Source organism: Streptomyces odontotermitis (genome assembly GCF_050510915.1).
Lineage (GTDB): Bacteria > Actinomycetota > Actinomycetes > Streptomycetales > Streptomycetaceae > Streptomyces.
On sequence record NZ_JBNJLS010000025.1, the window covers coordinates 73,237 to 100,080 of the forward strand.

The window sequence follows — 26,844 nt, forward strand, 5'->3', positions numbered from 1 at the left end:
CGCGCGCTACGCGCTACGCGGGAACGTGCACCATCTCCACCCGGCTGGCCACGAGCCGTTCCCGCTCCCGCGCGACCGCCCGCCTGCGGAGCCGCAGGATCTGTGAGACCCCCAGCGCCTCCAGGACGAAGACCGAGCAGAAGGCGAGCTGGTAGTTGTCGCCGGTGGCGTCGAGGAGGACGCCGATCGCGAGCAGCGTGGTCATGGAGGCGATGAAGCCGCCCATGTTCACGATGCCGGAGGCCGTCCCCTGCCGCTCCGGCGGATTCGCGGGGCGGGCGAAGTCGAAGCCGATCATGGACGCGGGTCCGCAGGCGCCGAGGACCACGCAGAGGGTGACCAGGAGCCACATCGGCGCGTGCTCCGCGGGGTACGCGAGCGTGGCCGCCCACATCGTGGCGGTCACGCCGACCGTGCCGAGCGCGATGGGGGCGCGCGCCGTGTGGTGCCGGGCCACGATCTGCCCGTACACCAGGCCGATCACCATGTTCGAGACGACGACGAGGGTCAGCAGCGCCCCGGCGGTCCCGCGCGAGAGCCCCTGCGCCTCCACGAGGAACGGCAGCCCCCACAGCAGCAGGAACACCATCGCCGGGAACTGCGTCGTGAAGTGCACCCACAGGCCGAGCCGGGTGCCGGGCTCCCGCCAGGACGCGGCTATCTGACGGCGCACGAAGGCGGCCCCGGTGTGCTCGGCATGGTGCAGCGGATCCGGCGCATGCCCCTCCGGGTGGTCCTTCAGGAAGAGCAGCAGGAGTACGAGGACGACGGCCCCGGCGAGCGAGCTGCCCGCGAACGCGGCGGTCCAGCCCACCGAGTGCAGCAGGCGCGCGAGCACCAGGGTCGAGACCAGGTTGCCCGCCATGCCGACGAGTCCGGCGAGCTGGGCGACGAGCGGCCCGCGGCGGGCCGGGAACCAGCGGGTGCCCAGGCGCAGGACGCTGATGAACGTGAGCGCGTCACCGCAGCCGAGCAGCGCGCGCGAGGCGAGGGCCATGCCGTACGAGGGCGAGAAGGCGAAGCCGAGCTGGCCCACCGTGAACAGCACGACGCCCATGGTCAGCACCTTCTTGGTGCCGAGCCGGTCGACCATGAGGCCGACGGGTATCTGCATGCCCGCGTACACGAGCAGCTGGAGGATCGAGAAGGTCGACAGGGCCGAGGCGTTCACGTGGAAGCGGTCGGCGGCGTCGAGCCCGGCGACGCCGAGCGAGGTGCGGAAGATGACGGCGACGAAGTAGACGGCGACGCCGACGGACCAGACGAGGACGGCGCGCGAGCCGCCGGGGGGATCCCCGGGCAGCCGGGCCTCCCGGGCGTCGAGACTGCTCAACGGACCGCTCCCTGGGCCAGGTTCTGGAACCAGCCGACGTGCCGGGTCACCACGTCGACCGCCTCGGCCGCGTCGCCGACGCGCAGCGCCCGCAGGATCTCGCCGTGCTCGGTGAGGGTCTTGGCGATCCGGTCCGGGTGCGAGTGCATCACCGCGACGCCCATCCTCAGCTGCCGGTCGCGCAGCTGGTCGTAGAGGCGGGAGAGGATCTCGTTGCCCCCGCTGCGGACGATCTCGGCGTGGAAGCAGCGGTCGGTGGTGGCGGCGCCCGCGAAGTCCCCGGCGGCGGCCTGTTCCCGCTGCTGTTCGAGCAGTTCCTCCAAGCGCGCGATGAGCTGCGGGGGCGCGGGCGCGGCCTTGCGCACCGAGTGGGTTTCGACCAGGAGCCGCGTCTCGACGACGTCCGCGATCTCCTGCGCGGAGACCGGGAGCACCAGGGCGCCCTTCTTCGGATAGAGCTTGAGCAGCCCCTCCACCTCGAGCTTGAGCAGCGCCTCCCGCACCGGGGTCCGGGAGACCCCGACGGCCTCGGCGAGCTCGCCCTCCGTGAGCAGCGTGCCGCCCTCGTAGCGGCGTTCCAGTACCGCCTGTTTGACGTGCGCGTACACGCGCTCGGCGGCGGGGGGCGGCTTCAGGGCGGGGGCAGGGGCGGCTGGCATGCGCACAGCATAGATACAACACGTACGCATGAGGAGAGCGGTCCAGAATGCGGGACGGGCAGCGAGCCGCCCCCACCGGGCTGCCCGGAAGGGCAAAGACCCGCAAAGCCCGGAACCGTACATCCTTCGCGGTGTCTCATACGTCTCATAAGGAAGGGCGGTACTCCCATGTGACCGCCCTTCATGGCCAATTGCACTATTGAGACATCTCGGGGCGGAACAGTTGAACATCGGCATCACGGGCAGAGGCCGTCGCGCGCGGCAGGCCACCACCGTCATCCTCACCGCGGGCGCCGTCGTGGCGGGGGGCGCGCTCATCGCCCCGGCCGCACAGGCCGCGGCACCGCCGAAGCCGTCGATCGTCGCCAAGGGCGGCTTCGTGATGAACAACGGCAACGGCAAGACCCTGTACACCAAGGCAGCGGACACCCGCCGTTCCACGGGCTCCACCACCAAGATCATGACGGCGAAGGTGGTGCTGTCCCAGCGCAACCTGAACCTGAACGCCAAGGTGAAGGTCCAGAAGGCGTACAGCGACTACGTGCAGCGCAACAACGCCTCGCAGGCCCACCTGATCGTCGGCGACAAGGTCACCGTCCGCCAGCTCCTGTACGGGCTGATGCTGCCGTCCGGCTGTGACGCGGCCTACGCCCTCGCCGACAAGTTCGGCTCCGGCTCCACCCGTGCGAAGCGCGTGAAGTCCTTCATCGGCAAGATGAACAAGACCGCCCGCGACCTCGGCCTGCGCAACACCCACTTCGACTCGTTCGACGGCATCGGCAACGGCTCCAACTACTCGACGCCGCGCGACCTGACGAAGATCGCCTCGTCCGCGATGAAGAGCTCCACGTTCCGCTCGATCGTGAAGACGAAGAAGACGAAGCAGAAGGTCACCACGAAGACCGGCGGCTACCGCTACATGTCGTGGTCCAACACCAACAACCTGCTCGGCAGCTACCGCGGCGCGATCGGCGTGAAGACCGGCTCGGGCCCCGAGGCCAAGTACTGCCTGGTCTTCGCGGCGACGCGTAACGGCAAGACGGTGATCGGCACGGTCCTCACGTCGTCGTCGGTCAACGCGCGCACGGCGGACGCGAAGAAGCTGATGGACTACGGCTTCAAGGTCGCCTGAGACCTGACTCCTGACTCCTGACTCCTGAGTTCTGAGTTCTGACTCCTGAGTCCTCGTACGAGAAGGGGTCCGCCACGGCCTGTGGCGGACCCCTTCTCGTATGTGTGGAGCTAGGACCAGGTGAACAGCCGCTTCGGCTGCTCGAGGACCGCGGCCACATCGGCCAGCACCTTGGAGCCCAACTCCCCGTCCACAAGGCGGTGGTCGAAGGAGAGCGCGAGGGTGGTCACCTGGCGCGGCTTGACCTTGCCCTTGTGGACCCACGGCTGCAGCTTGATCGCGCCGACCGCGAGGATCGCGGACTCTCCGGGGTTCAGGATCGGAGTGCCGGTGTCGACGCCGAAGACGCCCACGTTCGTGATGGTCACCGTGCCGCCCTGCATCGCCGCGGGCGACGTCTTGCCGGAGCGGGCCGTGGACACCAACTCACCCAGGGACGCGGCGAGTTCGGGCAGGGTCTGGGCGTGCGCGTCCTTGATGTTCGGCACGATCAGACCGCGCGGGGTGGCCGCCGCGATGCCCAGGTTCACGTAGTGCTTCTGGACGATCTCCTGGTTCGCCTCGTCCCAGGCCGCGTTGACGTCCGGGTTGCGGCGGATCGCGACGAGCAGGGCCTTGGCGATGAGCAGCAGCGGGTTCACCCGCAGCCCCTCGAAGCCCTTGTCCTGCTTGAGCTCCTCGACGAGCTTCATCGTGCGCGTCACGTCGACGGTCACGAACTCCGTGACGTGCGGCGCCGTGAAGGCCGAGCCGACCATGGCCTGGGCGGTGGCCTTGCGCACGCCCTTGACGGGGATGCGGGTCTCGCGGGCGTCGGCGGCCGCCACGGGGGCGGGCGCGGGCGCGGCCGCGGGCTCCTCGACCACGTGCGGGGCGGGCGCCTCGGTCACCTTGGCCGCTGTCGCGGCGTGCACGTCCTCGCGGGTGATCACACCGTCCGGGCCGGTCGGCGTGACCGTCGCGAGGTCGACCCCCAGGTCCTTGGCGAGCTTGCGCACGGGCGGCTTGGCGAGCGGCCGGGCGCCGCCGGTCGCCTGCGGGGCAGGGGTCGCGGCGGGGGCGGGGGCCGGGGCCGCGCTGCCGTTCAACTCGGCCTGTACGGCGGACGCGTAGTACCTCCCGGCGGGCGGCTCCTCGGCCTGGCCGGGGACGGGCTTGCGGGCGCGCCGCTTGGTGGAGGACTCGGAGACCCCGTAACCCACCAGGACGGGCTGCCGCCCGGTGGGGGCCTCCTCCTGCGCGGGCTCGGCGGGAGCCTCGGCGACGGGCTCGGACACCGAAGCGGCAGCGCCCCCGCCCACATCCACCGTGATGATCACCTGGCCGACATCCACCGTCGTGCCCTCGGGAAAGCGCAGCTCGCGCACCACCCCGTCGAACGGGATCGGCAGCTCCACGGCTGCCTTCGCCGTCTCGACCTCGCAGACCACCTGGCCGTCCGTCACCGAATCGCCGGGCTGTACATACCACTTGAGGATCTCTGCCTCGGTCAGGCCCTCGCCCACATCGGGCATCTTGAACTCGTTCACCACAGCCGGACCCTCCTTTCAGTACGCAAGCGAGCGGTCGACGGCGTCGAGCACCCGGTCGAGGCCCGGCAGGTACTCCTCCTCGATCCGGGCCGGCGGATACGGCGCGTGGAACCCGCCGACCCGCAGCACCGGAGCCTCCAGGTGGTAGAAGCACCGCTCGGTGATGCGCGCGGCGATCTCCGCGCCGGAGCCGTAGAACACCGGGGCCTCGTGGACCACGACAAGCCGGCCCGTCTTCTCGACGGACGTCTGCACGCTGTCGAAGTCGATGGGCGACATGGAGCGCAGGTCGAGCACCTCGAGGGACTTGCCCTCCTCCTCGGCGGCGGCCGCGGCCTCCATGCAGACCTTCACCATCGGCCCGTAGGCCGCGAGCGTCAGGTCCGAACCGGCGCGCACCGTACGGGCCTTGTGCAGCGGGCCGGGGATGGCCTGGGTGTCCACCTCGCCCTTGTCCCAGTAGCGCCGCTTCGGCTCGAAGAAGATGACCGGGTCGTCGCTCTGGACGGCCTGCTGCATCATCCAGTACGCGTCCGCCGCGTTCGACGGCGAGACCACCTTCAGGCCCGCCACGTGCGCGAACAGCGCCTCGGGGGACTCGCTGTGGTGCTCGACGGCGCCGATGCCGCCGCCGTACGGAATGCGGATGACGACCGGGAGCTTGATCTTGCCGAGCGCCCGCGCGTGCATCTTCGCGAGCTGCGTGACGATCTGGTCGTACGCGGGGAAGACGAAGCCGTCGAACTGGATCTCCACGACCGGCCGGTAGCCGCGCAGCGCGAGCCCGATCGCGGTACCCACGATGCCGGACTCGGCGAGCGGGGTGTCGATGACCCGCTCCTCGCCGAAGTCCTTCTGCAGCCCGTCCGTCACGCGGAAGACGCCGCCGAGCTTGCCGACGTCCTCGCCCATGATCAGGACCTTGGGGTCGGACTCCAGGGCCTGGCGCAGCGACTCGTTGATCGCCTTGGCGATGGGAAGCTTCTGTACGGCCATGGCTACTTGCCCTCCCCGCCCACGGCGGAGCCGTTGTCGGACTCAGTCGCGAACGAAGCCTGGTACGCGGCGAATTGGGCGCGCTCCTCGTCCACGAGGGCGTGGCCGTCCGCATATACGTTGTCGAAGATCGCCATCGGTTCCGGATCCGGCATCGCCCGCACCGCCTCTCGCACTCGTTTGCCCAACGCTTCGCTCTCCGCTTCGAGTTCCGCGAAGAATCCCTCATCCGCGTGACCTTCGGACTCGAGGTAGGCGCGCAGGCGCTGGATCGGGTCCTTCGCCTCCCACGCCTCGCGCTCCTCGTCCCTGCGGTACTTGGTCGGGTCGTCGGAGGTGGTGTGCGCGCCCATGCGGTAGGTGAACGCCTCGATGAGCGCCGGTCCTTCACCCCTGCGCGCCCGCTCGAGCGCCCACTTGGTGACCGCGAGACAGGCCAGCACGTCATTGCCGTCGACGCGGATGCCGGGGAAGCCGAAGCCCTGCGCACGCTGGTACAGCGGCACCCGGGTCTGCCGCTCGGTCGGCTCGGAGATCGCCCACTGGTTGTTCTGGCAGAAGAACACCACCGGCGCGTTGTAGACCGCGGAGAACGTGAAGGACTCGGCGACGTCTCCCTGGCTGGAGGCGCCGTCACCGAAGTACGCGATCACGGCCGAGTCCGCGCCGTCCTTGGCCACGCCCATCGCGTAGCCGGTGGCGTGCAGCGTCTGCGAGCCGATGACGATCGTGTACAGGTGGAAGTTGTTGCTGTTGGGGTCCCAGCCGCCGTGGTTCACGCCGCGGAACATGCCGAGCAGATTCGTCGGGTCGACCCCGCGGCACCAGGCGACGCCGTGCTCGCGGTAGGTCGGGAAGACGTAGTCGTCGTCGCGGGTGGCCCGGCCCGAGCCGATCTGGGCGGCCTCCTGGCCGAGCAGCGAGGCCCACAGGCCCAGCTCGCCCTGGCGCTGCAGGGAGGTGGCCTCGGCGTCGAACCGCCGGGTGAGGACCATGTCGCGGTACAGCCCGCGCAGCTCCTCGGCGGTGATGCCGTCGACGTACGCGGCGTACTCGGCGTGCGGGGAGTTCTTCGGGTGCTTGACCCGCTTGCCCTCGGGGGTCAGCAGCTGAACGAGCTCGGGCTGCGCGGCCACCGCGCGCGTGGCCTTACGGGGTGCGGCCTTCTTGGCCGCCGCCTTCTTGGCTGTGGCCTTCGCGGGCGTGGCCTTCTTGGCCGCCGCCTTCTTCGGCGCCGCCTTCTTGGCGGTGCTCTCCACGGTCACGTGTGCTCCTCCGTCGGTCCGGACCCCGGGGTTGCCGGGAACCAGTACGGCTCGCCTGCTCCGTGCCCGCGCACGGGGGTGGGTGCGACTCGGCCGGGAACAGGCGTGACAGGTGCCCCGGCGAGTGCCCTGCCTTATGCACGTTACCCAGTGAATACCGAAACTGTGAAACCCCATCTGACCTGCGACTTTGCTTGGAAATCCAAGTAAATGGTTGCTCGGATTTCCAAGTAAATCGAGAAAGCGGGAAACCGTTCCTGGTCACAGCACTGATCACAGCCTGGCAGGGGGCCGGAACACCGGCACGTTATCCCGGCCACCCCGGGCACGGGAAGAGTTCGTGTGTGACACTGACACCGTGCGCGAAGATGGAAAAATCACGGTATTCCTCCTCGACGACCACGAAGTGGTGCGCCGCGGAGTCCATGAGCTGCTGTCCGTCGAGACCGACATCGAAGTCGTCGGCGAGGCGGGAACGGCGGCGGACGCCCTGGTCAGGATCCCGGCCACGCGCCCGGACGTGGCCGTCCTCGACGTCCGGCTCCCCGACGGCAGCGGGGTCGAGGTGTGCCGCGAGATCCGCTCGCAGAACGAGGACATCAAATGCCTGATGCTCACCTCGTTCGCCGACGACGAGGCGCTCTTCGACGCGATCATGGCGGGGGCGTCCGGCTACGTCCTCAAGGCCATCCGCGGCAATGAGCTGCTGACCGCCGTGCGCGACGTGGCCGCGGGCAAGTCCCTGCTCGACCCGGTCGCCACGGCCCGCGTCCTGGAGCGGCTGCGCGACGGCAACAACGCCAAGGGCGACGACCGCCTCGCGAACCTCACCGAGCAGGAGCGGAAGATCCTCGACCTGATCGGCGAGGGCCTCACCAACCGCGTCATCGGCGAGCGTCTCCACCTCGCGGAAAAGACGATCAAGAATTACGTCTCCAGCCTGCTCTCCAAGCTGGGCATGGAGCGGCGTTCGCAGGCCGCGGCCTATGTGGCGCGCATGCAGGCGGAGAAGCACTGATCCGCGCTCGCGCGTCGCTGCCCCGCCGACCCGTATTTTTGCGGGTCTTTTCCTGACCTTTACCCGGGGACGGGGAGGACTTACGTCCCCGGGACGAGGGGCGGGATCCCCTTTTCCGACGCCTTGTCCGTCAACGATGGTGGGGTCATGCCCACCGACGCCACCGACGAACAGCTCGCCTTCGAACTGCTCAGCCGAACCGACTACGGCCGCGTGGCGACCAGCATGCGCGCGCTGCCCTTCCTCGCGCTCGCCCGGCACGTCGTCATCGACGGCCGGATCCTGCTGCGCATGCACAAGGGCTACGGCCACCACCAGGCATGCATCGGCAGCGTGGTGGCGTACGGCTCCGACAACTTCAGCCCCCGCACCCCGCACGACGGCGGCTGGTCCGTCCAGTTCGTGGGCACCTGCGAGGCGATCGAGCCGACCACCGCGGAGCTGGAGCTCTTCGGCGCGGGCCCGCGCTTCGTCGACGGCGAGCCCTTCGACCCGGTCTATCTGCGCATCGAGCCGCAGATGGTCACGGTGAACACCCTGCAGGGCGCGGGCGAACGCCAGCGGGTGCTGCGGCTGGCCTGAGCGGCACACACGTACCTGAGCACCACACGCATAAGGGCGCGGAACCCCGGTCGGGTTCCGCGCCCTTATGGCATGTCCGTGGCTCAGGCCCCGTTGGGCCCGCCGAACGACCCCTCGTCCGTACCGCCGTTGCCGCTGCCGCCGTCGGCCGACGTCTCCGGGTCGGAGGGCTCCGTCTCCGGGTCCGAGGGAGTGGTCTCCGGGTCCGACGGGGTCGTCTCCGGGTCCGAGGGCGTGGTCTCGGGGTCCGTCGGCTGGCTGTCGCTCGGCGACGGGTTCTGCGACGGCGTGTTGTGCGAGGGCGGCGGGCTGTACTCGGACTGGCCGCCGGTGCCGCCGCCGGGGTCCGTCTCCTCGTCCGTCGTCTCGTCGTCCGCGCTCTTGCTCGGCTTGTCCGACTGGGACTGCTTCGTGGAGGGCGACGTCGGGCCGTTGTCGGGCTTCTCCTTCTTATGCGTCGCCTGCAGCGCGAACGCGACGCCCGCCGCGATCGCGATGATCGCAAGCACCGCGAAGAGCCACATCTTGCCCCGGCCCTTGCCGCGCCCGCCGTCGCGGTATCCGCCGTCGAAGCCGCCGTCGTCCCCGCCCGGCTGCCGCAGCATCGGCTGCGCCGGGATCTGCGCGGTGCCGGAGTCGCCCGGGTGCGGCATCGCCGCGGTGCCCGCGACGCCCATCGCCGGGGTGTTGCCGCCCTCGTGCATGCCGATGGCGGCCATGTCGACGGGGCCGGTGTTCCACGTACCGGTGTGGCTGCCCTGCTCGCCGAGCATCGACAGGCCGTACTGGACCAGGCCGCGCATCTCCTCGGCGGTCTGGAACCGGTCGTCCGGGTCCTTCGCGAGCGAGCGCATGACCAGGCCGTCCAGCTCCGGCGGCGCCGCGTCCGAGACCTCGGAGGGCGGCACCGGGGCGTCCTGGACGTGCTGGTAGACGACGGAGAGCGGCGTCTCACCCGTGAACGGCGGCCGCAGGGCAAGCAGTTCGTAGAGCAGACAGCCGGTCGCGTACAGGTCGGAGCGGTGGTCGACCGCCTTGCCGAGCGCCTGCTCGGGGGAGAGGTACTGCGGGGTGCCCATGACCATGCCGGTCTGCGTCATCGTCGACTGCGCGCCGTGCAGGGCGCGGGCGATGCCGAAGTCCATCACCTTCACCGCACCGGTGTTGGTGATGATCACGTTCGCGGGCTTGATGTCGCGGTGCACGATGCCGTGCTGGTGCGAGTAGGCGAGCGCCTCCAGGACGCCGGAGACGATGATCAGCGCCTGCTCGGGCCCGGGGGCCTCGGCGTTGATCAGCAGGTCCCGGATCGTCCGTCCCTCGACGATCTCCATGACGATGTACGGGACGATGTTCGGCCCGACCTGGTCCTCGCCCGAGTCGTAGACCGCCACCACCGCATGGTGGTTGAGGCCCGCGACGGACTGGGCCTCGCGCGTGAAGCGGGCCTTGGAGACCGGGTCCTCGGCGAGATCGGAGCGGAGCAGCTTGACCGCGACCATGCGCCCGAGCCGGACGTCCTCGGCGGCGAACACCTCCGCCATGCCGCCCCGGCCGAGCCGCCGGGTGAGTCGATATCGGCCATCGCCGACAAGCCCGCCGTTGCCCCACATCTCCGGCGCGTCTGACATACCGCCGCCAGTCGCCTCGGGGTCGGACGGGCCCTGAGCGCGCTGCGTCTGTGCCATCAGTCCTCGCCGTCGTTTCTGATCGTGGTACGTCTTGATTGCGTACGTCGCGGTACAGGGGTCTCCGCCGTGCCACGCTACAGCCTTCGCGGGGCATGCCGGTCCGAGGTGGACCGGACATCCAACCCCCCACAGGCCCCTTCGCGCAAACTTGTAACGCTTCCGAGACGCTTCTTGCGCGTACGGTCACGGAACGGGCACCGAGCTTGACGCGTCATCGTCCTCGGGCAGACTTGGCCTGGAATAGCGGTAATCGATCACCAGCCGCGGAGCCGTCCGGGCCACCGCGCCGATGGGGGACGCACAAATGAGCCAGGACGGCGCTGCACAGGGCCGGTATGCGGGGCGTTCCCTCGCCGGCGGCCGCTACCAGCTGCAAGATCTGCTGGGCGAGGGCGGCATGGCCTCCGTACACCTGGCCTACGACTCCGTCCTCGACCGACAGGTCGCGATCAAGACCCTGCACACGGAGCTCGGCCGCGAGCAGTCCTTCCGCGAGCGCTTCCGCCGCGAGGCCCAGTCCGTGGCGAAGCTCACGCACACGAACATCGTGTCGGTCTTCGACACCGGCGAGGACGAGCTGGACGGCGCGACGATGCCGTACATCGTCATGGAGTACGTGGAGGGCAAGCCGCTCGGCTCCGTCCTGGACACCTCCGTCCAGCAGTACGGGGCGATGCCCACCGACCAGGCCCTGAAGATCACCGCGGACGTCCTGGCGGCGCTGGAGATCAGCCACGAGATGGGCCTGGTCCACCGCGACATCAAGCCCGGCAACGTGATGATGACGAAGCGCAACGTCGTCAAGGTCATGGACTTCGGCATCGCCCGCGCCATGCAGTCCGGCGTCACCTCGATGACCCAGACCGGCATGGTCGTCGGCACCCCGCAGTACCTCTCGCCCGAGCAGGCCCTGGGCCGCGGCGTCGACGCCCGCTCCGACCTGTACTCGGTCGGCATCATGCTCTTCCAACTGTGCACCGGGCGGCTCCCGTTCGAGGCGGACTCGCCCCTCGCGATCGCGTACGCGCACGTCCAGGAGGAGCCGGTCGCGCCCTCCTCGATCAACCGCTCCCTTCCTCCCGCGGTCGACGCGATCGTCGCCCGCGCGCTGAAGAAGAACCCGAACGAGCGCTTCCCGACCGCCGAGTCGATGCGCGACGAGTGCCTGCGCGTCGCCCAGTCCTTCCAGGCGGCGGCGCCGAGCATCGTGCCGGGCGCGCAGACGGCGAGCGGCGCGGGCGTCGGCTCCGCGGTGTTCCCGCCCGTCGACTCCTCGCTCCCCCAGCAGGGCGGCGTCCAGACCCCGTACCAGCCGGGCCCCTACGGCGCCCCGACGCCCACGCCGTCCCCGGCCCCCACGCCGGGCTACGGCTACCCGCAGCAGGGCGCCTACCAGACCCCGGCGCCGACGAACGCGTACGCGCCGCAGGCGTCCCAGACCCCGCCGCCGTACACCATCAACCCCGCCCCGACACAGACGTCGAACGCCCCGGGCGGCGGCGGCAGCAAGAAGAACATGCCGGTGATCGTCGGGTCGATCATCGTCGCCCTGCTCGCCGTCGGCGGCCTGATCACGGCGATCTCGCTGAACGGCGACGACAAGGGCGGCGACCCCTCCGACAAGAAGTCCAAGACGCCGGTCGCGGGGCACCGGGGACCGGACCGCTCGAAGACGATCGAGACGACGGAGTGCACCGAGCCGGACACGGCGTACAACGACGAGACCAAGATCAAGATGCCGAACTTCACGTTCAAGGACATCTTGTCCGTGAAGAAGTGCCTCCAGAAGGCGGGCTGGCACTACACGCCCAGCGACTACGACGAGAACACGTACGGCGAGGGCATGGTCATGGAGCAGTACCCGAAGGCCGACGAGGACGTGGACCCGAAGGACATGCCCAACATCGAGCTCAAGGTCTCCACGGGCAACCCCTCCTGACCGAGGCGGAGCGCGTCGACCGTCCGACGTACGAAGGGGCCCGGCCACGCGTGCTGCGTGACCGGGCCCCTTCGTGTGTGTCCGTCGAGCGGTGAGGATGTCAGAGGTAGGGGCCTCCGGAGCGGCCCGCGATGCCGCCGCCCTCCGCCTCCTCCTCGCCGCCGCCCACGCCCGGCGGCAACGCCCGGCGCATCTGCTCCAGTTGGGCCCGCGCCGCCATCTGCTGGGCGAACAGGGTCGTCTGGATCCCGTGGAACAGGCCCTCGAGCCAGCCCACCAACTGGGCCTGCGCGATGCGCAGTTCGGCGTCGCTCGGCGTTCCCTCGTCCGTGAAGGGCAGGGAGAGGCGCTCCAGCTCCTCGACGAGCTCGGGGGCGAGACCGTCCTCGAGCTCCTTCACCGAGCTGGCGTGGATCTCCTTGAGGCGCTGCCTGCTCGCCTCGTCCAGGGGAGCCGCCCGCACTTCCTCGAGCAGCTGCTTGATCATGCTGCCGATGCGCATGACCTTCGCCGGCTGTTCGACCATCTCCGTCACCGGGACCTCGCGGGAGTCGTCTTCTCCTCCGCCGCCGAGGGCCATTCCGTCCTGGCCAACGACCAGGACCTGGGGGTTCTCCGGCGACCTTTCGTTCCTCGGCATCTCCATGCCGCCATTCTCTCGCACGCGTCCGTCTCCCCTCCGTGGTGCCCCCGGAGAGCGGTGATCCACCACTCATTGCCCGAGATGCCGGATTCCTCGCTCCATGTGACGCTGACAGCACGCGTTGATCTTGGCAACCCGGTGACGGGAGGGGGCGACGACGGTGTTCTCACGGCTCCTGCCGGCAGCCGCCCTGACGGTGGCGCTGCTGGTGCCCGGGTACGTCGGGTCCGCCGGTCTTCCGTCCGCCGTGTACGCGGGCGGGGGTGCCCCCGTGGCCATGGCCTCCGTACCGGCGGCGGCCGAGCCCAGCGGGGACACGCGGGCCGGGAGCCGGGCCGGGGAGGGGCGGGCGCGGCCGGGACGGGCGGAGCCCGTGGAACCCGCCGAGCCCGTGGAACCCGCCGAGGCCATGGATCCGCCCGCGGACCAGAGCTCCGCACCGGCTTCGGAACCGGCTTCGGAACCGGCTTCGCCCAAGGAACCCGTGCGGTCGACGCCGCCGACCCCTGTGTCCCCTGCCTCCCCTGTGTCCCCGCAAGAGACGAAACCGAGTCCGGCGCGCACCCCCGCGCGCACCTCGACCGAGGCCCGCGAGGCCCGCGAGGCCCACGCCGCAGCGGCCCGGACCGCCTCGGGGAGCCGGCAGGCCGTCCCGGGGCTGCGCATCCTGCCGCTCGGCGCGGGCCTCGTGTTCATCGGCCTGGGGCTGGCGTTCCTGGCACTGCGGCTGCGCCGCTAGGTCAGACACGGCCCGGGGCTGTACGGCCCCGGACCCGTCGTGGGCCTTCTAGGCACGCGTGAGCAGGACCTTGCCGATGTGGCTGCTCTCCTCCAGTACGCGATGGGCCGCGGCCGCCTCGCTCATCGGCAGCGTGCGGTCCACGACCGGGCGCACCCGGCCCCCGCCGATCAGCGGCCAGACGTGCTCCCGCACCGCCGCGACGATGGCCGCCTTCTCGGCGATGGGGCGGCCGCGCAACGAGGTCGCGGTGACCGCTGCGCGCTTGTTCAGGAGCGCGGCGATGTTCAGCTCGCCCTTGACGCCGCCCTGCATGCCGATGATCGCGAGGCGCCCGTTGACCGCGAGGGCGCGCACGTTCCGGTCCAGGTACTTGGCGCCCATGATGTCGAGGATGACGTCCGCCCCGGCGCCGTCCGTGGCCCGCTCGATCTCCTCGACGAAGTCCTGCTCGCGGTAGTCGATCAGGATGTCCGCGCCGAGCTCGCCGCAGAACGCCAGCTTCTCCTTGCCGCCCGCCGTGACCGCCACCCTGGCGCCGATCGCCTTCGCGAGCTGGATCGCCATGGTGCCGATGCCACTGGCGCCGCCGTGCACCAGGAGCGTCTCACCGGGGCGCAGATGGGCCACCATGAACACGTTGGACCAGACAGTGCAGGTCACCTCGGGCAGCGCCGCGGCCTCGGCCAGGGAGAGGCCCTCCGGCACGGGCAGCAGCTGGCCCACGGGCACGGCGACCTGCTCCGCGTAGCCGCCGCCCGAGAGCAGTGCGCACACCTCGTCGCCGACGGCCCAGCCGGAGACGCCGGGGCCGAGCGCGGTGATGCGGCCCGCGCACTCCAGGCCGGGGTAGGGGGAGGCGCCGGGCGGCGGGTTGTAGAAGCCCTGGCGCTGCAACAGGTCGGCGCGGTTCACGGCACTGGCCGCCACCTCGACCAGCACCTCACCCTCACCGGGCACGGGGTCGGGCACTTCGGCCCACACAAGCGCTTCGGGGCCACCGGGTTCGGGGATCGTGATCGCATGCATGGCCGCGAGGCTACTCCTGAGGCGCCTCGTCGGGACGGCGCCCTCCAGGGACGCGGGGAACTGCTCAAGCCCTACGAACTGCTCAAAGCCCTACGGAGAGCCGAACCCCTGCTCCGCGTCCCGTGGGCGCCCCATGGGCGCAGCCTGCTCCCCCCGCGAGACCCGCACGATCGTGATCAGGCGGTCCGTAGCCTTCAGCCCGCCCACCGCAGGGTCGTCGTACCCCAGCAGCCGATGCCCTCGCACCACGCTCACCACCAGGTCGTCCGTCTCCCGCGGCCCCTTGCCGACCTCGGCCTTTATCACCGGGCGCTCCACGAGATCGAGGCCGCTGCCCTGCTGGATCAGGTCCTCCATGACCATGCCCGCGCTCGGGCTGAGCACGGAGAGCCCGAGCAGCCGGCCCGCCGCGCTCGCGCTGGTGATGACCGCGTCGGCGCCGGACTGGCGCAGCAGCGGCGCGTTCTCCTCCTCGCGCACCGCCGCGACGATCTTCGCCCCGCGGTTGAGCTGCCGCGCGGTGAGCGTGACCAGGACCGCCGTATCGTCGCGCTGGGTCGCGATGATGATCTGGCGGGCCCGCTGCACCTCGGCGCGGAGCAGCACATCGCTGCGGGTCGCATCGCCGATGACACCCGCGAAGCCATGGGTCGTGGCGGCGTCGACGACCTTGGAGCTGGGGTCGACGACCACGATCTGCTCCGGCTTGAGACCGGTGGCGCAGACAGTCTGGATCGCGGACCGCCCCTTGGTACCGAAGCCCACGACGACGGTGTGATCACGCAAGTTGGACCTCCAGCGGGCCAGCCGCCACTCCTCGCGCGTGCGTTCCGTGAGCACTTCGAGCGTGGTGCCGACCAGGATGATCAGGAAGAGCACGCGCAGCGGCGTGATCAGCAGGATGTTGCAGAGCCGCGCGCTGTCACTGGCCGGGACGATGTCGCCGTATCCGGTGGTGGAGAGCGTGACGGTCGAGTAGTACGCGGCGTCGAGGAAGTCGACGCCGTTGTCGGTGTTGTCGTTGTAGCCGTCGCGGTCGATCCAGACGATGAAGGTCGTCAGGGCGAGCACGAACAGGGCCATCGCAAGGCGCTTGGAGACCTGCCGCAGCGGGCGCTCGACGACGCGGCGCGGCAGTTGGATCCGGTGGGTGACGAGGTGCTCGTCGGCCTGGCGGGCGATCGCGTCATGGCCGGGCAGTTTCACGTGAAACACACCCCGTCGTCCTGCCGGCCGACCCTCAACTCCCCTGCCGGTGCGCCCGGTTCGGCCCACGGCAGATCGAGGATCTCCAGCTCCTGGCCCTGTCGGGCACCCCCGGGCGGGACCACTGCGAGGCCGTCGGCGGCGGCGATGCCGCGGAGCATCGCCGGGCCGTTGTAGTGCAGCGGCACCGCCTGTTCGCCGCGCACGGCGACCGGCACGAGCCGGGTGTCGTGCGGATGGCCGTGCACGTCCTCACGCAGGGAAGCGGCATACGGCTCCGCGGCGGCCCGGCCCGAGAGCGTGCGCAGCAGCGGCTCGGCCAGCGTGAGGAGGCCGGAGACGGCGGCCAGCGGGTTGCCGGGCAGGCCCACGAGGTGCTGGTCCCGGCTGATGCGGGCCAGCAGCATGGGGTGCCCCGGGCGGACCGCCACCCCGTCCACGAGTAGCTCGGCGCCGATGCGGCGCAGGGTGGGGTGTACGTGGTCGACCGGTCCTGAGGCGGTGCCGCCGGTCGTCACGATGAGGTCGGCGCCGGACGAGGTGACCGCGTCGTGCAGGGCCTCGGCGTCGTCACCGAGCCGTCGGACGGCGGTGACGTCGGCGCCGAGGGCGCGCAGCCACGGCGGCAGCATCGGCCCGAGCGCGTCACGGATGAGTCCGTCGTGGGGGCGCCCCTTGGTGAGCAACTCGTCGCCGAGGACGAGGACTTCGACGCGGGGGCGGGGGAGCACGGCGAGCTCGTCGTACCCGGCGGCCGCGGCGAGGCCGAGGACGGCGGGGGTCACCAGGGCGCCGGGGGGCAGGAGTTGGTCGCCGGAGCGGCACTCCTGGCCGCGCGGGCGGATGTCCTGGCCGGGGACGACCTCGCCCTTGCCGTGCAGTCGGCCCTTGTCGTCGACGCGGCCGTGCTCGCTGCGGATCACGGCGGTGACGTCCTGCGGGATGCGGGCGCCGGTGGCGATGCGGACCGCCTCGCCGTCCGCGAGCGGCTCGGCGTCGCCGTGCCCCGCGAGCACCCCGGCCTCGTCGGGCCGCACGGCCCAGGGTCCGGGCCCCGCCACCGCCCATCCGTCCATCGCGGACGTGTCGAAGGAGGGCAGGTCGGTGAGGGCGGCGAGCGGTGTCGCGAGCACCAGGCCGAGCGCCCGGTCGAGGGGCGCGGCGACGGCGGCGGCCGCGAGCGCCGGGAGGTCCAGGGGACGCAGCGCCCGGGCGGCGACCTGACGGGCGGCGGGCCAGGAGGTGGTGTGCGCGTGGGGCCGGGCTCGCCGGGTCCGGGCGCCCGCGCTCTCGGCCGCCTTTCCGTCCGGGGCGCCGGTCGGCTTCTCGCCGCGCGCCTCTCGGCCGGGTCGGCGCGGGCCGGGGGCGGGACCGGCGGACGCGGCGTCGGCCAGGGGTGCGGCGGAAGCGGTGTCGGCCAGGGGTGGGGCGGGCGCGGCCGGTGGCGTCGTGCTCTGCGGCCGGTCCCCGTTCACCAGGGCGAGGGCCTCGTCGAACTCGGCGTCGGGTGCGGGCTGCCCGCTCATCCGGTGCCCGAACCCGCGTCGGGGGCGCCCGGCTTGGCGTCCGGCTGGTCCTCGTCCGCCCAGCGGACCGCGAGCGCGGCCGCCTTGCGGGCGGCCTCCGCCACGGCTTCGGGGCCGCCGGTGCCGCCCTGGGCCGCGGCCTGTGCCGCCGCGTACCCGACGAGGAAGGTGGTCAGCGGTGCCGCCGGCCTGGCCACGCCGTGCGCGGCGTCGCGCGCGAGGTCGAGCAGGACGCCGGTGTCGACGTCGATGTCGATGCCCAGTTCGGCTTTGACTGCGGAGATCCATTCATCAAGCACTCGTCCATGCTCCCTGATACGCGCCCGAGCGGCGGCGATGTCGTCCCAGGTGTCGCAGTCGAAGGACGCGACGGGGTCGCTGACCCGCACCAGCGCGAGCCGCTCGGTGAGGCGCCGCAACGGCAGCCCGCCCGACCCGCCGTGCACGGCTGCCAGGTGCGCGATCTCACGCCGGAGCGAGGCGCTCCGATAGGCCGCGACCAGGGGCTGGTCCCGCCCCTCGGGGTCGGTGAGCACGGCGCCGTCGGCGGGTGCGAGGGCGCCGGCGAAGGTGGGGGTTTCAGCGGGGACTCGGGCTTCGGCGGGTGCGCCCCCGCCCTGAAGCGCCGCCAGCAGCGCCCGTACCGTCCGCTCGCCGAGGAACGGCAGATCGGCGGAGAGCACGACCACGGCCTCCGCCTCCGTGTGCCGCAGGCCCGCCTCGAGCGCGGCCAGCGGGCCGCCGCCCGCCGGTTCCTCGCGCGCCCACACCACCGGCCGTACGGTGTGCCGCCGCTCGGCCACCACGACCGTGGTCCCGGCGTCCGCGCAGGCGGTCAGGACCCGGTCGAGCAGCGACCTGCCGCCGACGCGCACGGCGGGCTTGTCCGCCCCGCCGAGCCGCCTCGACCCGCCCCCGGCGAGCACCACGGCGTCGTACGGGACGGCGGGCGCCGGGTCGGCCGGGTCCTGGTGCGCGGTCATCCCCCGAGTATGGGCGCACGCCCGATCAATGCCACCCCCGCGAAGGGTCCCTCCTGTACGGGACTTCCGTCACACCACTCCCACGCGTGTGGGCGCCGCGGACCTCACGTGCGCTGCGGACGTCACGTGAGCCACGGACCTCACGTGCGCTGCGGACCTCACATGCGCCGCGGGTCTCACATCGACCGCAGCAGCACAGCCGGTTGCTCCACACAGTCCGCCACGAACCGCAGGAACCCGCCCGCCGTGCCCCCGTCGCACACCCGGTGGTCGAAGGTGAGCGAGAGCTGCACGACCTGACGTACCGCCAACTCCCCCTGGTGCACCCAGGGTTTCGGCACGATGCGCCCGACGCCGAGCATGGCTGCCTCGGGGTGGTTGATGATCGGCGTGGACCCGTCGACCCCGAACACCCCGTAGTTGTTGAGGGTGAACGTGCCGCCGGTGAGCTCTGCGGGCGTGAGCGTCCCGGCGCGGGCCGAGTCGGCGAGCCGCCCCAGCTCGGCACTGAGCGACTCCGTGGCGCGCGCGTGCGCGTCCCGTACGACGGGAACGACGAGCCCCCGGTCCGTCTGCGCCGCGAAGCCGAGGTGCACCTCGTCGAGCTGCACGACCTCGCGCGCCTCCAGGTCCACCGTGGAGTTGAGCTCCGGGTGGCGGGCGAGGGCGGCGACGCAGATGCGGGCGAGCAGCGCGAGGACGGAGATCTTCGGGCCGCCCGACGCGTTCATCTCGGTGCGCACCCGCATCAGTTCCGTGGCGTCCGCGTCCACCCAGCAGGTCGCGTCCGGTATCTCGCGGCGGCTGCGGGACAGCTTGTCGGCGACGGCACCGCGCAGTCCGCGCAGCGGGATCCGGGTCCCGCGCGCGGGGGCGGGCCCCGCACCGGTGGCGGACGACACCGCAGGCGTGGCGGCACGGGCCGAGGCGCGCAGCACGTCCTCGACGTCGGCCCGCATGATCAGCCCGTCCGGACCGCTGCCCGCCAACTCCCGCAGATCCACGCCGTTCTCGCGGGCCAGCTTGCGTACGAGAGGCGAGATCACCGGGACCGGTCCGCTCGGTGCCTGCGCCGCCCCCCGGGACACGGAAGGCTCAAGGCGCGCAGGAGGCGCAGGAGGCACAGGCTCGGGCGCCCGCACGCTCCGCACCCTCCTGCGCCGCGCGGGAGCGGCGCCGGTGCCGTACCCGACGAGGACGTTGCCGGACGACTCGTCGGCCGCTGGGGCCACAGAATCCGCAGAGGGCGCGGAATCCGCAGCGTCCACGGAGTCCGCCGCCGGCCGCACCGAGGACCCGGCGGCCCCCTCGGCCGCCTCCCCGCGCGCGGGAGTCCCCACCGCCACCGTCAACAGCGGCGCCCCCACCGGCAGTTCCTCCCCCTCCTCGCCGAAGCGGGCCGTCACCACCCCTCCGTAAGGACAGGGCACCTCGACCATCGCCTTGGCCGTCTCCACCTCGACGACCGGCTGGTCCACCTCGACGACGTCCCCGACCTGCACGAGCCAGCGGACGATCTCGGCCTCCGTGAGGCCCTCGCCGAGGTCGGGCAGCCTGAACTCCAGGCTGTTCACATCAAAAGCAGGCGCCATCAGCTCTCCGCCTCCCACTGCAAGCGGGCGACCGCGTCCAGGATCCGGTCCACTCCCGGCAGATGATGCCGCTCCAGCATCGGCGGCGGATAGGGGATGTCGAACCCGGCCACGCGCAGCACCGGTGCCTCCAGGTGGTGGAAGCAGCGCTCGGTGACCCGCGCCGCGATCTCGCCGCCGGGGCCGCCGAAGCCGTTCGACTCGTGCACGACCAGGGCCCGGCCGGTGCGGCGCACGGACGCGCAGACCGTCTCGTCGTCGAACGGCACCAGGGAGCGCAGATCGACCACTTCGAGGTCCCAGCCCTCCGCGCGCGCGGCGTCGGCCGCCTCCATGCAGACGGGGACGGACGGGCCGTACGTGAGGAGCGTGGCGCTGCGGCCGGTGCGCCGCACCACCGCGCGCCCGACCGGCTCGACCCGCTCCGGGGCGTCCGGATTCCACTCGGCCTTCGACCAGTAGAGCCGCTTGGGCTCGAGGAAGACGACCGGGTCGTCCGAGGCGATCGCGGCCCGCAGCAGGCCGTAGGCGTCGGCGACGGTGGCCGGAGCGACGACATGGAGACCGGGCGTCGCCATGTAGTACGCCTCCGAGGAGTCGCTGTGGTGCTCGACGCCGCCGATCCCGCCGCCGTACGGGACGCGGATGGTGATCGGCAGCGGCATCGCCCCGCGCGTGCGGTTCCGCATTCGCGCCACATGGGAGATGAGCTGCTCGAAGGCGGGGTACGCGAAGGCGTCGAACTGCATCTCGACGACGGGCCGCAGCCCGTACATCGCCATGCCGACCGCCGTGCCCAGGATGCCCGCCTCGGCCAGCGGCGTGTCCGTGACGCGGTCCTCGCCGAACTCGGCGGCCAGCCCGTCGGTGATCCGGAAGACGCCGCCGAGCGCCCCGACGTCCTCTCCGAAGAGGTGCACCGAGGGGTCCTCGGCCATCGCGTCGCGCAGCGCGCGCCCGAGGGCCTGCGCCATCGTGGCGGGTTTGGTGGCCTGCTTGGCGGACCGGGCCGCGACCGTGGTCATCGCGCGTTCTCCTCGCCTGCCGTGCCGTGCCCGGCCTCGCCCGTCCCGCCCGTCTCGCCCGCGTCCTCCGCCGACGCCTCCAGCTCGGCCCGCAACTGGGCCGCCTGCTCGCGCAGTTGGGAGGTCTGCTCCGCGTACACGTGCGTGAAGAGGTCCATGGGGTCGAGGACCGGGTCCTGGTTCATGCGCTCCCGCAGGTCGGCCGCGAGGGCCTCGGCGTCCTCGCGGGCCGTCCGTATCGCCTCGTCGTCGAGGAGGCCGCGCTCGGTCAACTCCCGCTCCAGGAGCAGGATCGGGTCGTGCGCGCGCCAGGCGTCGACCTCGGCGTCGACCCGGTAGCGGGTCGCGTCGTCCGCGTTCGTATGCGCGTCCATCCGGTACGTCACCGCCTCGACGAGCGTCGGGCCGTCGCCCGCGCGTGCGCGGGACACGGCTTCGCCGAGGACGTCGTGCATCGCCACCGCGTCGTTGCCGTCGACCAGGCGGCCCGGCATCCCGTACCCGACGGCCTTGTGGGCCAGGGACGGTGCGGCCGTCTGCTTGGCGAGCGGGACGGAGATCGCGAAGCCGTTGTTCTGCACCAGGAAGACCACGGGGGCCTGCCACACGGCGGCGAAGTTCAGTGCCTCGTGGAAGTCGCCCTCGCTGGTGCCGCCGTCGCCGACCATGGCGAGCGCGACCACGTCGTCCCCCTTGAGGCGGGCGGCGTGCGCGAGGCCCACGGCGTGCGGGAGTTGGGTGGCGAGCGGGGTGCTCAGGGGGGCCACGCGGTGCTCGCGCGGGTCGTACCCGGTGTGCCAGTCGCCGCGCAGCAGCGTCAGGGCGGCCACGGGGTCCAGGCCGCGGGCGACGGCGGCGAGGGTGTCGCGGTAGCTGGGGAAGAGCCAGTCCCGCTCCTCGATGGCGAGCGCGGCGGCGACCTCGCACGCCTCCTGGCCGGTGCTCGACGGATAGACCGCGAGCCGTCCCTGCTTGGTGAGCGCCGTCGCCTGCGCGTTGTACCTGCGGCCGCGCACCAGCTCCCCGTACAGCCTGCGCAGCAGCTCGGGGGCGGCCTTTCCGGCGGCCTCGGTGCCGAGGACGCGGTAGGGCTCCGCGTCGGGCAACAAGGGTGCGGGATCGGTCCTGAGCTGCCAGGCAGGGGGTGGGGCGGGCCGGTAGGAGCCACGCTGCTCCATGACCGTCATGACGGCACCTCCTGGGGGAAGCTGTCTCCTTGTGGGAACGGCATCAGAGGCACGCGATCTGTGATGCGCCTCACCTACCGATTGTTCGGTCGTCGGCACATTTTGGCTACAGGCACCTTCAGGCTGTGGACAAACGGTTCTGCACAGCCTGAGATGAATGCAGTACGTCCATGGTAAGGAGGCGGGGGGACATGGCATCTGAACGAATGGCCGACGGGCCCGGCGGCAACTCCCCTGAGCCCCAAGCGCGCTCCCTCGACCCGATCGACCGCGACATCCTGCAGATACTGCACACGGACGGTCGCGCCTCGATACGCTCCGTGGCCGAGCGCGTGCATGTCTCGCGCGCCAACGCGTACGCGCGCATCAACCGCCTCATCGACGACGGGGTGATCCGCGGCTTCGGCGCCCGGATCAATCACGAGCGGGCCGGGCAGGGGGCGTCCGCGTACATCACGCTCAAGATCGTCCAGAACACCTGGCGGACGGTGCGCGAGCAGCTGCGCGCCCTGCCGGGGGCCTCTCACATGGCCCTGGTGAGCGGGGACTTCGACGTCCTGCTGCTGGTGCACACCCCGGACAACCGCGCCCTGCGCGAGCTCGTCCTCACCCGCATCCAGGCCATCCCCGAAGTGCTCAGCACGCGCACGCTGCTGGTCTTCGAGGAGGACGACCTGGAGCCGGACCACTGAGCGGCGGCCCGGCCCTGCGGGGCCACCGCCGCCCTCGGCGCGGCCTCAGCCTTCTTTGCGCAGCCCCGCGAACGCCAACTTCACGACGGCGTCGGCCACTTCTGACGAGGCGGCCGCGCCACGGCTGTCCGGCCGGTACCACTCCACGACGGAGTTGATCATCCCGAAGAGCAGCCGGGTGGCGAGCCGCAGCTCGACGTCGGAGCGCAGGTCCCCGTCGGCGACGGCTTCCTTCAGCAGCTCGGCCACCTGGTGGTCGAACTCCCTGCGCCGCTCCATCGCCCACCGCTCGGTGTCGGTGTTGCCGCGCACCCGCAGCAGGAGGGTCACATACGGCAGTTCGGCGACGAGCACCTCGACGGTGCGCCGTGTGACGTACTCCAGACGCTCCACCGCGCTGCCCACGCGCGCGTGCTCCTCGGCGAGGATCCCGAAGAGCCCGTCGATCGCCCGGCTGACGGCCCGGCGCAGCAGCTCCTCCTTGCCCGCCACGTGGTGGTAGATCGACGACTTGGAGATGCCGGCCGCCTTGGAGAGGTGCTCCATGGACGTGCCGTCGTAGCCGCGTTCGTTGAAGACCCGGACCGCCACCGAGAGGAGGGTCTCGGGGGTGTAGGTGTCGCGTCTGGCGGTGGTCATGCGTCCTCCTCGCGTGCGGCCGACTCGGCGGCCGCACGGCGGCGCAGCGCCTGCGACGGCGCGTAGCGGCCGGTGGGGTACTCCTCGTGCAGGTACTCCAGGGTGTCGAGGACCCACCCCGCGCCGAGCTCCGCGCCCCATGCGAGCGGCCCGCGCGGGTAGTTGACGCCGAGGCGCATCGCGGTGTCGACGTCCTCCGGCCCGGCGACGCCGCGCGCGACGGCGTCCTGGGCGAAGTCGACGAGCATGGCCACGGTACGGGCCACGATCATCCCGGGGACGTCGGCGACGACGCTGACGCGCTTGCCCAGCGCCTGAAAGAGCCCCACGGCCTCGCCGAGCTGCTCCTCGCTCACGGTGGCGGCGGGGGCCAGGGCGATCCGGGTCGCGGCCTTGTAGTCGAGGGCGAGATCGAAGTGGATCACCGGTGCCGAGGCGTCGTCGGCGGCCGAACCGTCGGCCAGGAAGAGCCTCACCCCGCTGGGGAGTTCGATCCAGCCGGGGTAGTCCGGATCGACGGGCTCCTCGTGCGCGACCTCGATCCCGGCACCGTCGATCAGCTCGACCAGGGCGCTCGCCTGGTGCAGTTCCCCGTACACGGCGGCCGACTCCGGGGCGGGTGCGGGCGCCGCCGTGTGCGGCTCCGCGCGCGGGACGCCGTCCCCGTACGCGTACCAGCCCTGCCCCGACTTGCGGCCGAGGCGGCGCGACTCGACAAGGCGGCGCTGGGCGAGGGACGGCGTGAACTTGGGGTCCTGGAAGAAGGAGTCCCAGACGGAGCGCGTGACGGCCTCGTTGACGTCCTGGCCGATGAGGTCCGTGAGCTCGAAGGGGCCCATCTTGAAGCCGCCGCTCTCCCGCAGGACGGCGTCGATCGTGGCCGGGTCGGCGGCCCGCTCCTCGTACAGGCGCAGCGCCTCGGCGTAGAAGGGCCGGGCGATGCGGTTGACGATGAACCCGGGGGTGTCGGCGCTGCGCACCGGCGTCTTGCCCCAGGCCCGTGCCGTCTCGTACGCGCGCGTGGCCGCCGCCTCGTCCGTCGCGAAGCCGCTGACGACCTCGACGAGGGGCAGCAGGGGCGCGGGGTTGAAGAAGTGCAGGCCGACGAAGCGCCCGGGGCGCGCGAGCGGGCCCGCGATGGCGGTGACCGACAGTGACGAGGTGTTGGTGGCGAGCAGACAGTCCTCGGCGACCACCTCTTCGAGGTCCTGGAACAGCCGCTGTTTCACGTCCAGTTGCTCCAGGACGGCCTCGACGACGAGTCCGCAGCCGGCGAGGTCCGCGAGGCTCTCGGCGGGCGTGATCCGCGCGATCGCGGCGTCCCGGTCCCCGGCCGTGAGGCGGCCCTTCTCGACGAGCCGGTCCAGGCGTCCCGTGATCGCCACGACCGCCTCCTGGGCGCGGCCCGGAACGGCGTCGTACAGCCGCACCGGGTGGCCCGCGACCAGGGCGACCTGGGCGATGCCCTGGCCCATGGTGCCGGTGCCGACCACGGCGACAGGGCTGCTGAGATCGAGTGCTGTCATCCCGTGATCCTCCCGTACAGCAACTGTGGACGGGTTTTCGGGGTGCCCCCACCGGGGCGTTCCGCAGCGAACTCTGGGGTGGTTTTCCACAGGTTCGACAGACCCTCTTGTCCCGACCGATCGTTCGGTTACTCTAGCTCTGTCTGCTTGCTCCTGCCCACCATCCGCAGCCACCCGGCTCACCAGCTCGACGAAGAGCTGACCCGACGAGGAGTTGGTTCGTCATGGCCGCCGAACTCACCGCGCACCAGCTGATCGCCCAGCACCGGCCCGTCCTCGACCAGGCACTGGAGACGATCCGCACCCGCGCGTACTGGTCCCCCCACCCCGAGCACCCCAAGGCGTACGGGGAGAACGGGAGCCTGAGCCTTCCCGAGGGCAAGGCCGCCTTCGACGCCCTCCTGGGCAGCCGCTTCGACCTGGACCAGCCCGGCACGGACGACTGGGTGGGCGCCGAAGTGTCGCCGTACGGCCCGGAGTTGGGGATCACGTACCCGCACCCCGACATCGACACGCTGCTCCCCGCGATGCGCGCCGCAATGCGCGCCTGGCGCGAGGCGGGCGCGGAGCTGCGCGCGATGGTGTGCCTGGAGATCCTGGCCCGGATCAGCGCCCGCACGCACGAGTTCGCGCACGCGGTCATGCACACCAGCGGCCAGGCGTTCATGATGGCGTTCCAGGCGGGCGGCCCGCACGCCCAGGACCGCGGCCTGGAAGCGGTGGCGTATGCCTATGTGGAGCAGTCCCGCACGCCGGACGCCGCGGAGTGGAACAAGCCCCAGGGCAAGCGCGACCCCCTCGTCATGGACAAGCGGTTCACCCCGGTCGCCCGCGGCATCGCGCTCCTCATCGGCTGCAACACCTTCCCCACGTGGAACGGCTACCCGGGACTCTTCGCCTCCCTGGCGACCGGCAACCCCGTCCTGGTCAAGCCCCACCCGCGCGCGGTGCTGCCCCTCGCCCTGACCGTCCGGGTCGCCCGCGAGGTCCTCGCCGACGCGGGCTTCGACCCGAACCTGGTCGCGCTGGCCGCCGAGCGGCCGGGCGAAGGCATCGCCAAGACCCTCGCCGTCCGCCCCGAGATCAAGATCATCGACTACACGGGCTCGACGGCCTTCGGCGACTGGCTGGAGGCCAACGCCCGCCAGGCGCAGGTCTACACGGAGAAGGCGGGCGTCAACACGGTCGTCGTCGAGTCGACCGACAACTACAAGGGCATGCTGTCGAACCTCGCGTTCTCCCTGTCCCTGTACAGCGGCCAGATGTGCACCACCCCGCAGAACCTCCTCATCCCCCGCGAGGGCATCGAGACGGACGCCGGAACGAAGTCGTACGACGAGGTGGTGAGCGACCTGGCGAGCGCCGTCGGCGGCCTCCTCGGCGACGACGCCCGGGCGAACGGGATCCTCGGCGCCCTGGTCAACCCCGATGTGAAGGCCCGCCTCGAAGCGGCACCCGGCATCGGTGAAGTCGCCCTGGCCTCACGGGAGATCACCAACCCGGAGTTCCCGGACGCCGTGGTCCGCACCCCGGTGATCGTCAAGCTGGACGGCGCGAAGCCGGACGCCGAGGCCGCCTACCTCAGCGAGTGCTTCGGCCCGGTCTCCTTCGCGGTCGCGGTCGACTCGGCGGCGGACGCGGTGGAGCTGCTGCGCCGCACGGTCCGCGACAAGGGCGCGATGACGGTCGGGACGTACACGACGTCGGACGAGGTGGCGGACGACGTCCAGGAGGTCTGCCTGGAGGAGTGCGCCCAGCTGTCCCTGAACCTGACGGGGGGCGTCTATGTGAACCAGACGGCGGCCTTCTCGGACTTCCACGGCTCGGGCGGCAACCCGGCGGCCAACTCCGCGCTGTGCGACGGCGCGTTCGTGGCCAACCGCTTCCGGGTGGTCGAGGTGCGCCGCTAG

General features: G+C 71.6%; 23 protein-coding genes. 7 read left to right on the plus strand and 16 right to left on the minus strand.

Annotation, left to right across the window (positions count from 1 at the left end):
* Positions 1–13 precede the first annotated feature (13 nt).
* Positions 14–1,333, minus strand: coding sequence for an MFS transporter (locus ACQB60_RS40165; protein ID WP_496931044.1), 1,320 nt, complete (start codon positions 1,331–1,333; stop codon positions 14–16).
* A complete protein-coding gene (locus ACQB60_RS40170) occupies positions 1,330–1,992 on the minus strand; it encodes a GntR family transcriptional regulator (RefSeq protein ID WP_496931045.1) in 663 nt (220 codons plus the stop codon). The genes ACQB60_RS40165 and ACQB60_RS40170 overlap by 4 nt, the downstream gene beginning before the upstream one ends.
* A gap of 223 nt (positions 1,993–2,215) precedes the next feature.
* Between ACQB60_RS40170 and ACQB60_RS40175 the strand changes: the two genes are divergently transcribed.
* Complete coding sequence (locus ACQB60_RS40175) at positions 2,216–3,124, plus strand: D-alanyl-D-alanine carboxypeptidase family protein (protein ID WP_496931046.1); 909 nt, start codon at positions 2,216–2,218, stop codon at positions 3,122–3,124.
* Positions 3,125–3,234: 110 nt separating this feature from the next.
* On the opposite strand, the gene ACQB60_RS40180 is transcribed toward ACQB60_RS40175, so the two are convergent.
* Genes ACQB60_RS40180 through pdhA (ACQB60_RS40190) form a run of 3 tightly spaced genes read right to left on the minus strand, consistent with a single transcriptional unit; the run spans position 3,235 to position 6,917 of the window.
* Positions 3,235–4,638 (minus strand): dihydrolipoamide acetyltransferase family protein, encoded by a 1,404-nt coding sequence (locus tag ACQB60_RS40180; protein ID WP_496931090.1) that lies wholly within the window; start codon positions 4,636–4,638, stop codon positions 3,235–3,237.
* A gap of 33 nt (positions 4,639–4,671) precedes the next feature.
* Positions 4,672–5,652 carry an alpha-ketoacid dehydrogenase subunit beta gene (locus ACQB60_RS40185; protein ID WP_496931047.1) on the minus strand — a complete coding sequence of 327 codons (981 nt, stop codon included), beginning with the start codon at positions 5,650–5,652 and terminating at the stop codon, positions 4,672–4,674.
* A 2-nt stretch (positions 5,653–5,654) separates the two neighbouring features.
* Positions 5,655–6,917 (minus strand): pyruvate dehydrogenase (acetyl-transferring) E1 component subunit alpha, encoded by a 1,263-nt coding sequence (gene pdhA, locus ACQB60_RS40190; RefSeq protein WP_496931048.1) that lies wholly within the window; start codon positions 6,915–6,917, stop codon positions 5,655–5,657.
* 358 nt (positions 6,918–7,275) lie between these two features.
* Here pdhA (ACQB60_RS40190) and ACQB60_RS40195 point away from each other — a divergent pair, with 358 nt between their 5' ends.
* Positions 7,276–7,935 (plus strand): response regulator, encoded by a 660-nt coding sequence (locus ACQB60_RS40195; protein ID WP_496931049.1) that lies wholly within the window; start codon positions 7,276–7,278, stop codon positions 7,933–7,935.
* 147 nt (positions 7,936–8,082) lie between these two features.
* Positions 8,083–8,517, plus strand: coding sequence for a pyridoxamine 5'-phosphate oxidase family protein (locus tag ACQB60_RS40200; protein WP_384829321.1), 435 nt, complete (start codon positions 8,083–8,085; stop codon positions 8,515–8,517).
* A gap of 83 nt (positions 8,518–8,600) precedes the next feature.
* On the opposite strand, the gene ACQB60_RS40205 is transcribed toward ACQB60_RS40200, so the two are convergent.
* Entirely contained in the window at positions 8,601–10,205 is a 1,605-nt protein-coding gene (locus ACQB60_RS40205; protein ID WP_496931050.1) for a protein kinase domain-containing protein, read from the minus strand.
* Between the two features lie 307 nt (positions 10,206–10,512).
* Here ACQB60_RS40205 and ACQB60_RS40210 point away from each other — a divergent pair, with 307 nt between their 5' ends.
* The gene (locus ACQB60_RS40210; RefSeq protein WP_496931051.1) at positions 10,513–12,147 is read left to right on the plus strand and encodes a protein kinase domain-containing protein; all 1,635 of its coding nucleotides are present in this window, start codon (positions 10,513–10,515) and stop codon (positions 12,145–12,147) included.
* Between the two features lie 100 nt (positions 12,148–12,247).
* Here the strand turns inward: ACQB60_RS40210 and ACQB60_RS40215 are convergent, their stop codons facing one another.
* Positions 12,248–12,793 carry a bacterial proteasome activator family protein gene (locus tag ACQB60_RS40215; RefSeq protein ID WP_384829315.1) on the minus strand — a complete coding sequence of 182 codons (546 nt, stop codon included), beginning with the start codon at positions 12,791–12,793 and terminating at the stop codon, positions 12,248–12,250.
* Between the two features lie 157 nt (positions 12,794–12,950).
* Between ACQB60_RS40215 and ACQB60_RS40220 the strand changes: the two genes are divergently transcribed.
* Positions 12,951–13,529 (plus strand): hypothetical protein, encoded by a 579-nt coding sequence (locus ACQB60_RS40220; protein ID WP_496931052.1) that lies wholly within the window; start codon positions 12,951–12,953, stop codon positions 13,527–13,529.
* Between the two features lie 48 nt (positions 13,530–13,577).
* On the opposite strand, the gene ACQB60_RS40225 is transcribed toward ACQB60_RS40220, so the two are convergent.
* The 7 genes from ACQB60_RS40225 to pdhA (ACQB60_RS40255) all read right to left on the minus strand — a co-directional run bounded on the left by ACQB60_RS40225 (position 13,578) and on the right by pdhA (ACQB60_RS40255) (position 22,077).
* The gene (locus ACQB60_RS40225; protein ID WP_496931053.1) at positions 13,578–14,558 is read right to left on the minus strand and encodes an NAD(P)H-quinone oxidoreductase; all 981 of its coding nucleotides are present in this window, start codon (positions 14,556–14,558) and stop codon (positions 13,578–13,580) included.
* A 90-nt stretch (positions 14,559–14,648) separates the two neighbouring features.
* Complete coding sequence (locus ACQB60_RS40230) at positions 14,649–15,773, minus strand: potassium channel family protein (RefSeq protein ID WP_496931054.1); 1,125 nt, start codon at positions 15,771–15,773, stop codon at positions 14,649–14,651.
* A complete protein-coding gene (locus tag ACQB60_RS40235) occupies positions 15,761–17,290 on the minus strand; it encodes a molybdopterin molybdotransferase MoeA (protein ID WP_496931055.1) in 1,530 nt (509 codons plus the stop codon). The genes ACQB60_RS40230 and ACQB60_RS40235 overlap by 13 nt, the downstream gene beginning before the upstream one ends.
* On the minus strand, positions 17,287–18,273 hold the full coding sequence (locus ACQB60_RS40240) for an NTP transferase domain-containing protein (RefSeq protein ID WP_496931056.1): 987 nt from the start codon (positions 18,271–18,273) through the stop codon (positions 17,287–17,289). Before ACQB60_RS40240 ends, ACQB60_RS40235 begins: the two co-directional genes overlap by 4 nt.
* Before the next feature lie 176 nt (positions 18,274–18,449).
* Positions 18,450–19,865 carry a dihydrolipoamide acetyltransferase family protein gene (locus ACQB60_RS40245; protein WP_496931057.1) on the minus strand — a complete coding sequence of 472 codons (1,416 nt, stop codon included), beginning with the start codon at positions 19,863–19,865 and terminating at the stop codon, positions 18,450–18,452.
* Positions 19,865–20,890 carry an alpha-ketoacid dehydrogenase subunit beta gene (locus ACQB60_RS40250; protein ID WP_384829302.1) on the minus strand — a complete coding sequence of 342 codons (1,026 nt, stop codon included), beginning with the start codon at positions 20,888–20,890 and terminating at the stop codon, positions 19,865–19,867. Before ACQB60_RS40250 ends, ACQB60_RS40245 begins: the two co-directional genes overlap by 1 nt.
* On the minus strand, positions 20,887–22,077 hold the full coding sequence (gene pdhA / locus ACQB60_RS40255) for a pyruvate dehydrogenase (acetyl-transferring) E1 component subunit alpha (RefSeq protein WP_496931058.1): 1,191 nt from the start codon (positions 22,075–22,077) through the stop codon (positions 20,887–20,889). Before pdhA (ACQB60_RS40255) ends, ACQB60_RS40250 begins: the two co-directional genes overlap by 4 nt.
* 191 nt (positions 22,078–22,268) lie before the next feature.
* On the opposite strand from pdhA (ACQB60_RS40255), the gene ACQB60_RS40260 reads away from it, so the two are divergent.
* Complete coding sequence (locus ACQB60_RS40260) at positions 22,269–22,769, plus strand: Lrp/AsnC family transcriptional regulator (RefSeq protein WP_496931059.1); 501 nt, start codon at positions 22,269–22,271, stop codon at positions 22,767–22,769.
* A 45-nt stretch (positions 22,770–22,814) separates the two neighbouring features.
* Here the strand turns inward: ACQB60_RS40260 and ACQB60_RS40265 are convergent, their stop codons facing one another.
* Positions 22,815–23,408: a TetR/AcrR family transcriptional regulator gene (locus ACQB60_RS40265; protein WP_496931060.1), complete on the minus strand. Its 594-nt coding sequence runs from the start codon at positions 23,406–23,408 to the stop codon at positions 22,815–22,817.
* Positions 23,405–24,934, minus strand: a complete 1,530-nt coding sequence (locus ACQB60_RS40270; RefSeq protein ID WP_496931061.1) for a 3-hydroxyacyl-CoA dehydrogenase — start codon at positions 24,932–24,934, stop codon at positions 23,405–23,407. The genes ACQB60_RS40265 and ACQB60_RS40270 overlap by 4 nt, the downstream gene beginning before the upstream one ends.
* 224 nt (positions 24,935–25,158) lie before the next feature.
* Here ACQB60_RS40270 and paaN point away from each other — a divergent pair, with 224 nt between their 5' ends.
* Positions 25,159–26,844 carry a phenylacetic acid degradation protein PaaN gene (paaN, locus tag ACQB60_RS40275; protein WP_496931062.1) on the plus strand — a complete coding sequence of 562 codons (1,686 nt, stop codon included), beginning with the start codon at positions 25,159–25,161 and terminating at the stop codon, positions 26,842–26,844.

What these genes read in the sequence shown, in the direction of transcription:
- ACQB60_RS40225 (WP_496931053.1), bottom strand. Translation starts at nt 14,558, where the DNA reads ATGCATGCGATCACGATCCCCGAACCCGGTGGCCCCGAAGCGCTTGTG.
- ACQB60_RS40185 (WP_496931047.1), bottom strand. Translation starts at nt 5,652, where the DNA reads ATGGCCGTACAGAAGCTTCCCATCGCCAAGGCGATCAACGAGTCGCTG.
- ACQB60_RS40180 (WP_496931090.1), bottom strand. Translation starts at nt 4,638, where the DNA reads ATGCCCGATGTGGGCGAGGGCCTGACCGAGGCAGAGATCCTCAAGTGG.
- ACQB60_RS40270 (WP_496931061.1), bottom strand. Translation starts at nt 24,934, where the DNA reads ATGACAGCACTCGATCTCAGCAGCCCTGTCGCCGTGGTCGGCACCGGC.
- ACQB60_RS40200 (WP_384829321.1), top strand. Translation starts at nt 8,083, where the DNA reads ATGCCCACCGACGCCACCGACGAACAGCTCGCCTTCGAACTGCTCAGC.
- ACQB60_RS40210 (WP_496931051.1), top strand. Translation starts at nt 10,513, where the DNA reads ATGAGCCAGGACGGCGCTGCACAGGGCCGGTATGCGGGGCGTTCCCTC.
- ACQB60_RS40205 (WP_496931050.1), bottom strand. Translation starts at nt 10,205, where the DNA reads ATGGCACAGACGCAGCGCGCTCAGGGCCCGTCCGACCCCGAGGCGACT.
- paaN (WP_496931062.1), top strand. Translation starts at nt 25,159, where the DNA reads ATGGCCGCCGAACTCACCGCGCACCAGCTGATCGCCCAGCACCGGCCC.
- ACQB60_RS40235 (WP_496931055.1), bottom strand. Translation starts at nt 17,290, where the DNA reads ATGAGCGGGCAGCCCGCACCCGACGCCGAGTTCGACGAGGCCCTCGCC.
- ACQB60_RS40215 (WP_384829315.1), bottom strand. Translation starts at nt 12,793, where the DNA reads ATGGAGATGCCGAGGAACGAAAGGTCGCCGGAGAACCCCCAGGTCCTG.
- pdhA (WP_496931058.1), bottom strand. Translation starts at nt 22,077, where the DNA reads ATGACGGTCATGGAGCAGCGTGGCTCCTACCGGCCCGCCCCACCCCCT.
- ACQB60_RS40240 (WP_496931056.1), bottom strand. Translation starts at nt 18,273, where the DNA reads ATGACCGCGCACCAGGACCCGGCCGACCCGGCGCCCGCCGTCCCGTAC.
- ACQB60_RS40245 (WP_496931057.1), bottom strand. Translation starts at nt 19,865, where the DNA reads ATGGCGCCTGCTTTTGATGTGAACAGCCTGGAGTTCAGGCTGCCCGAC.
- ACQB60_RS40260 (WP_496931059.1), top strand. Translation starts at nt 22,269, where the DNA reads ATGGCATCTGAACGAATGGCCGACGGGCCCGGCGGCAACTCCCCTGAG.
- ACQB60_RS40250 (WP_384829302.1), bottom strand. Translation starts at nt 20,890, where the DNA reads ATGACCACGGTCGCGGCCCGGTCCGCCAAGCAGGCCACCAAACCCGCC.
- ACQB60_RS40170 (WP_496931045.1), bottom strand. Translation starts at nt 1,992, where the DNA reads ATGCCAGCCGCCCCTGCCCCCGCCCTGAAGCCGCCCCCCGCCGCCGAG.
- ACQB60_RS40265 (WP_496931060.1), bottom strand. Translation starts at nt 23,408, where the DNA reads ATGACCACCGCCAGACGCGACACCTACACCCCCGAGACCCTCCTCTCG.